This window comes from Nocardia sp. (genome assembly GCF_025465275.1).
GTDB lineage: Bacteria > Actinomycetota > Actinomycetes > Mycobacteriales > Mycobacteriaceae > Nocardia.
The window spans coordinates 1-5,974 of the sequence record NZ_JAODNK010000207.1; the positions used below are offsets into that span (position 1 = coordinate 1).

A 5,974-nucleotide genomic window follows, 5' to 3' on the forward strand; every position below is an offset into this window, starting at 1 on the left:
GATCTGGGCGCCGCGTATTCGGATATCGAATGGATCATCGCCGCCTATGTGCTGTCCTTCGCGGCAGTGCTCATCACCGGCGGCCGACTCGGCGACATCTTCGGCCGCAAGCGCGTATTCCTGGTCGGCATGGCCGGATTCACGCTGGCCTCGGCCGCGTGCGGACTGGCCACCGATCCGACCATGCTCATCACCTCACGATTCGTCCAGGGGACGATGGCGGGGCTGATGGTGCCGCAGATCCTCGCCATCATTCGCGTCACCTTCCCGAAAGAGGAGCGCGCCAAGGCCATCGCCATCTACAGCGGTGTCGGCGGCTCGGCCTCCGCATTCGGCCTGGCCCTGGGCGGACTGCTGGTGCAGTGGAATGTGTTCGATCTGGGCTGGCGGCCGATCTTCCTGGTGAACATTCCGATCGGCATTCTCGCGCTGGCCGCCGCCGCGGTGGTCATGCGGGATTCGCGGTCGACGCAGCCGCCGCGCCTGGACATCGCCGGTATGGTGCTGGCCGTGTCCGCGGTCGTGCTGCTGGTGTACCCGCTCACCGAGGGCCGCCGATTGGATTGGCCCACCTGGACTTTCGTACTGCTCGGCGCCTCCGCGGTCACCTTCGTGACCTTCGGCGTCTACGAGCGGTGGCGCTCACGCACCGTCGGCTCCCCGCTCATCGATCTCGATCTGTTCCGGTCCCGGCCCTTCACCGTCGGACTCGCGAGCTGGCTGCTGTTCTGGATCGGCTTCGGCGGCTTCTTCCTCATCTGGACCCTGTTCATGCAGGCCGGGCTCGGCTGGTCACCCATGCGGGCCGGATTGACCTCGGTGTTCTTCGCGGTCGGCGCGGGTATCGGGGCCGGAACCTCGGTGAGCCTGCTGGCGCCGCGCTTCGGGCGCTGGGTGCTGATGGCGGGCGGGCTCGTCACGGCGGGCGGGTTCGGACTGTACGGCTGGATGGCCGCGCACTACGGCTCGGATTTCGCGTCCTGGCAGATGGTTTTGCCGCTCATCATCACCGGCACCGGGTTCGGCATCGTGGTCGCGCCGACGATCGATATGCTGCTCGGCCAGATTCCCGACGGCGAAGCCGGCGCGGCCTCGGGGCTGCTCAATACCGGCCAGCAGCTGGGTATGGCGCTCGGGGTCGCGCTGGTCGGCATCGTGTTCTTCGCGCAGCTCGATCATGATTCGGGGCGCGGCGTGGATGCGGTCACGGCGCAGACCCGCACCGAACTGAGTGCGGCCGGATTGCCCGGGCCCGCGCAGGATCAGATTCTCGCCAATTTCCGTGCCTGCGTGCGGGATCGGTCCGCCGAGGTGGATCCCTCGGTGGTGCCCGGCAGCTGCCGGAGCACCGGCGGTGATCCGGCCGTCGGCGTGACGCTCGCCAAGGCGGGCAAGGAGGCTACCGCCGTCAATTTCGCGCACACCTTCGACTACACGCTGGGCTGGGGTATCGGCATCATGGTGCTGGTCTGCCTCGGATTCGCCGCGCTGCCCAAGGACACCAAACTCGAAGTCCACGAGACCGTGGAAGACGAATTGGTCCAGGTCTGATCTATCCACAACTGTCCACAGCCTCGGCACTGTCCACAAATTGGTGAAGTGCCGGTGCTGTGGACAGTTTTCCTTTCCACAGCGTGCCGAGCGCGGAAGAATCCGACTGTCAATGTCTTTCGACGGGAGTCAGCCATGCGCGCGGTCACGGTAACCAAGGGCGAATTCCGAGTACAGGAGCTGCCCGCTCCCACTCCCGGTCCCGGGCAGGTACTGGTCAACGTACTGCGGTGCGGTATCTGCGGATCCGACCTGCACGCGCGCGTGCACTGCGACGAACTGGCCGATATGGCCGCCGCTACCGGATACCAGCACTTCATGCGGTCGGACCAGAGTGTGGTGATGGGGCACGAATTCTCCAGCGAGGTCGTAGATTACGGCTCGAGCACCCGCCGTCGATGGAAGCCGGGGACGCCGGTGGTTTCGCTGCCCATCCTGCGGACCGGGCGCACACCCCACCTCACGGGGCTGTCGGTCGCCGCGCCCGGCGGGTACGCCGAGCAGGTGCTGGTGCAGGAATCGATGACCTTCCCGATTCCGAACGGACTCTCCGCCGAGCATGCGGCACTCACCGAACCCATGGCTGTCGCATGGCACGCCGTGCGCAAGGGGCGTGTCAGCAAGGGGCAGACGGCATTCGTAATCGGTTGCGGGCCCATAGGTCTCGCCGTCATCACCATGTTGAAGGCGTCCGGTGTGGCGCTGGTGATCGCCAGCGACTTCTCCCCGCGGCGCCGGGAACTCGCCGCCGCCTGCGGCGCGGATGTGGTGGTCGATCCGGGCGTCGACTCGCCCTGGACGGCCTCGCCCAAGAAGTCGCGCATCAATGGCGCCAGCGACATTCTCAATCTCGGCTTCGATGCCATGGAACGACTGCGGCGGATTCCGAATCTGCCCTGGTGGTATGTATTCCGGGCCGCGCACACCCTCAACAAGGGTCCCGCCGGGCCGGTCATCTTCGAATGTGTCGGCGTCCCAGGCATGCTCGACCAACTCCTCACAGCCGCCCCGCCCATGTCCCGCATCGTGGTGGTCGGGGTGTGCATGGAATCCGATCGCATCCATCCGGCCACAGCCATCAACAAGGAGATCGAACTGCGCTTCGTGCTCGGCTACGACCCGGGCGAATTCCGCGACACCCTGCACATGATCGCCGACGGCAAAGTCGACCCGTCCCCCCTGATCACCGGCACCATCGGCCTGGACGGCGTCGACCCCGCCTACACCACCCTCGCCTCCCCCGACCACCACGCCAAAATCCTCATCGACCCCAGCAGCACCGCCACCACCCTCTGACCAACTCCGCCCCACCCCCCCGTACCTTTTCGCCTGCCGCGCACACAATCTGTTGCTATTTCCTGCGCGGCACCACATTTTGTGCGCGGCAGCCGATCTCGTGCGGCACGTTCCGCAGGCTTCCGACGTCAGTCTCGCGGGGGTGCTTCGGTGGTGGGTGGGAGGATTCGGGCGAAGGGGGTGGTGGGGGGTTCGTGGAGGATTTCCAGGAGGCCTTCGGCGCTGCGGGAGGCGGTGAGGCAGGCGTTGACCATGAATTGGTCGGCGAGGGGGTGGCGGGCTCGGGTGCGCCATTTGTGGACTGCGGTCAGGGCTTGCTCGCGTTGCGTATGGATGTCGGTGTGCGGGGGGAGGCCGAGGCGGCGGTGGGCGGCTACGCCCGCACCGCCGATCAGGCGGTGTAGTTCCGCGAGATCTGTTGGGGGCAGCGGTAATTCGTCGGAGCGCAGGTGACCCAGTAGCCGGAGTTCGGCGAAGCCGTGTACGTCGGAGAGGAGGGTTTTCACCCGGGGCAGGAGGGCATCGGCCTCGGTGCCGGGGTTGGCGATGAGGACGCGCGCCAGGGCGGTCAGTGCGGAGTGCGCCTTCAATTCCTCTGCGCGCTGGGCGAATTGCACATCCAGGACGGAGCGCAGTTCATCGAGACCGCTGCGGGCGGTGAGTTCCGCTGCCAGCGAGGCGGAGTCGTGTACGCCGAGCCGGATCAGGGTGACGGCCAGGCGAATACCGAACAGGCCGAAGCGCGCCGCGAGGTGGGCGCGCAATTCCGGCGGTACGGGCAGTGGCAGGTCGGGCCGGGCGAAGCGGTCCGCCGACAGCAGGGCGGCGCTCACATCCTCCGTGGGCACGGCGGCCAATGCCTCGAATGCCGCGTACTCGCGCTGTCGCAGGGTGGCGGCCGCGAATGCCAGCAGGCCCGCGACCGGAATCACCGACTGGCACAGCCCGGTTCGCTCCAATTCGCCCGCGAATCGTGAGGCGACATCGCGCGCGGAATGCAGCGCGTCGATTCGTCCCGCGCCGATCTCGTCCGCTCGCGACACCACGCCGATCACCCCGAGCGGTCCACCCGCTCCGGCGCCGGCGCCGATCTGTTCGAGAAAATCCACGTCGGCGGTGTCGAGCCGGCGCAGCAGGTACACGACCGCATCCGCGCCGGGCAGTGCGACGCCCGTCCCGCCGGGGGTGAGCAGCCGCGACGTCCGCGCCGACACATCCCGCGACAGGGACGAGATACCGGGGGTGTCGATAATCGTGGTCTGCGCCAATTCCGCGGACGGCCACTCCACCGCCAAGTGGTCGACCTCACGCGCCCCGCCCGCATTCCAGCGCAGCGCCGCCAGATCGAAGGTCAGCCCGTGCGCACCCGGCAGCCCGTCGGCGCTCCGGCCGCGCCGCACCACCACATCGGCCCGCGATCCCTCCGGCGAATACGCGGTGACGCGCGGTGCGGCGCCGTGCCGGTACCAGGTCACCAGCCGCGTGCACTCGGTCGCATCGGTGGGTGCGATGTCCTGTCCCACCAGCGCGTTCAACAGCGTCGACTTGCCCGCCTTGAGCTGCCCGGCCAGCGCGATCCGCAGCGGTTCGTCCAGCCGCCGCACACATTCCTCGAGCTGCCCGCGCACTCGTCCACGGTCGGCAAAGGACCGCCGGGCCGCCGCCAGCAGTCCCCGCGTCTCACCCCCCACCCCGTATCCGGGCCCGCCCACGTCAAATCTCATAGCGCTCCCGACCCGAACCACACACCACACACATCGCCAACCTTTCGCCCCAGCCCGGCCGGGTGTTAGCAACGCACCAGTTCCGGCGAGTGCGCACTCCGCTCAGCCTCGTCATCCCGGCGCGCTCAGCCTCGTCATCCCGGCGCGCTTTTGGCCGGGATCCACACCCGTGAGGCCGCACCGCCTCGGTGGATCCCGGCCAAAAGCATGCCGGGATGACGGGGGGGACCGGGACACGTCGTGCTGTGACGGACGCGCAGATAGTCCGGCAGTTCAGGCGGGCGGAGGTAGGGCGGCCGGGGTCTGTCCTGGGTTCAGGGTGGCGGCGCGGCGGCGGAGGTCGGCGACTGTGTGCAGGCGGCGTTCGAGGAGGGCGGCGCGGGTGGCTCTGGCGGTGGATTCGAGGTTGGCGGCCTCCTGGGCGGCGCGGAGGGATTCATCGAGGGAGCGGAGGGTGCGTTCGGCGATGGCGGTGAAGTGGTCGCGGAGCAGGCGGTGGATGCGGTGCAGGCGGTCCTTGGTCTCTTTGGCGGTGTGGAAGGCTACGTCGTCCAGGTAGCGGCGGACGGCGAGTTTGGCATCGGCGCGGCGTTTGGCCAGGCGCGCCTGCTTGTCGTCGCGGAAAGCCTTGCTGCCGAGCAGAAGTCCGGCGCCCAGGGACAGGGGGTTGACCAGGGACAGGCCCGCGAGCGTGCCGACCAGGCCGGCCATGACCACACCGCCGTACGAGCCGCGCACCCCGACCAGGAGTTTGTGGCCGATGCCAAGGTCCGGTTCCAGGTCCGAGAGCGTGCACGAGCCGGCGCGAGAAGCGTCGCCGTCCAAGGTTTCTCGCACATCGGGGAGGTCGACCGCGCCCAATTCGGTGAAGTGGGTGGAGACCTGCTCGGCCAGCCGCACCGCTCGTGTGCGCGTCCACAGCAGATTGTCGCCGACCGCGGTGCCGACGGTCCCGGTGAGCCACTCCTCCATGCGTTCCCAGTGCCGCCCCGGATCGTGCTCGTCGATCCACTCCTCGGCGGTGCGGGAGATATTCCGCAGCCGATTGCGCAGATCATGGTCGACATCGCCGACCAGATCGGTGATTCCGTCACCCAGCGTCTGCTGCCAGACCGAGGTCTTGCGATGCAGTTGCTCGGCAGCTGTTCTCGCGGACTGTAATTCGCGCATGGCTGCGGCGCCGCGCTCCGGATCCCGCAGTGCCACCAGCTCACTGCCGAGCGTGAGTGCCAAATGCTCTGTGGCGGAATTGATATCGAGTGCGACGGCGCGCTGAACGGCGGCCTGATCGCGGGCGACAACATGGTCGCGCAGGAAACCGAAGACCTCGCCGAACCCGGATTCGCGCCCGAGCTGCTCATCCTGCAAGCGCAGCGCATGGGCGCGCAGCACCGAGGACACCG

At 68.1% G+C, this 5,974-nt stretch carries 3 protein-coding genes and 1 pseudogene; 2 read left to right on the forward strand and 2 right to left on the reverse strand.

The annotated features are described in order from the left end of the window. The coding region (locus tag JWN03_RS41940) for an MFS transporter (RefSeq protein WP_297627922.1) at positions 1 to 1,551 on the forward strand (1,551 nt) is incomplete at its 5' end. Positions 1,552 to 1,686: 135 nt separating this feature from the next. Next, a complete protein-coding gene (locus tag JWN03_RS41945) occupies positions 1,687 to 2,847 on the forward strand; it encodes a zinc-binding dehydrogenase (RefSeq protein ID WP_297627925.1) in 1,161 nt (386 codons plus the stop codon). 128 nt (positions 2,848 to 2,975) lie between these two features. Here the strand turns inward: JWN03_RS41945 and JWN03_RS41950 are convergent, their stop codons facing one another. Together JWN03_RS41950 and JWN03_RS41955 are read right to left on the reverse strand one after the other, a co-directional pair. Then, positions 2,976 to 4,571 carry a dynamin family protein gene (locus tag JWN03_RS41950; RefSeq protein ID WP_297627928.1) on the reverse strand — a complete coding sequence of 532 codons (1,596 nt, stop codon included), beginning with the start codon at positions 4,569 to 4,571 and terminating at the stop codon, positions 2,976 to 2,978. A 273-nt stretch (positions 4,572 to 4,844) separates the two neighbouring features. Then, a pseudogene (locus JWN03_RS41955) lies at positions 4,845 to 5,974 on the reverse strand (Isoniazid-inducible protein iniA); the annotation flags it as partial.